This is a genomic window from Bacillus songklensis (assembly GCF_042649685.1).
Taxonomy (GTDB): Bacteria; Bacillota; Bacilli; order Bacillales; family Bacillaceae_H; genus Bacillus_BA; species Bacillus_BA songklensis.
The window spans coordinates 1-612 of sequence record NZ_JBHRZT010000042.1; the positions used below are offsets into that span (position 1 = coordinate 1).

General features: G+C 41.2%; 1 protein-coding gene and 1 pseudogene. Both read right to left on the reverse strand.

Annotated features, from left to right (window positions below):
• On the reverse strand, positions 1-326 hold a 326-nt coding region (locus ACFOU2_RS09465), incomplete at its 3' end, for a DJ-1/PfpI family protein (RefSeq protein WP_377914491.1).
• A gap of 32 nt (positions 327-358) precedes the next feature.
• Positions 359-612 (reverse strand): annotated as a pseudogene (locus ACFOU2_RS09470) (6-phospho-3-hexuloisomerase); the annotation flags it as partial.

Sequence of the window (612 nt, forward strand, 5' to 3'; positions counted from 1 at the left end):
TTGTTTGTCTCAAAAAAATGAGTAACAATACCAGGAAGGTGTTCATTTAAGCGGATATACTCTGGAGCACGGCCACCTGGGATAATTAACCCGTCATAATCAGCCGGGTTGATGTCTGCAAAGGAAGCGTGGGCCTCGATTTTATATCCTCGTTTTTCGGTGAACGTTTCCCAATCTTCAAAGTCATGGACCACGGTATTCAGTACCTTTTTATTTGGTGCTGCAATCGTTGTATCATATCCTTCTTCCAAGGAACGGTAGTAAGGGTAATACACCTCTAATGCTTCTACTGCGTCTCCTGTTACGATTAATACTTTTTTAGCCATCTCATTTACCTCCTTTTTTAAACTTCCGGTATCTACTCAAGATTGGCATGTCTGCCATACATCTTATTCGTATCTAATCCCTTTTTCTCCATAAACCTCAAGATGACGGCATCGTAAAAAAGCAAAAGGGTTTGCTCAAATAGTGAGCCCATTGGCTGGATAGTTTTATAATCGCCTTCTGATTGATCTTTCGGTGATCCAGGCAATTTAATGGTGACATCTGCTAACTGTCCAATAGTGGAATCAGGGAATATCGTGACAGCTGCAATTTTACCGCCAATGCTTT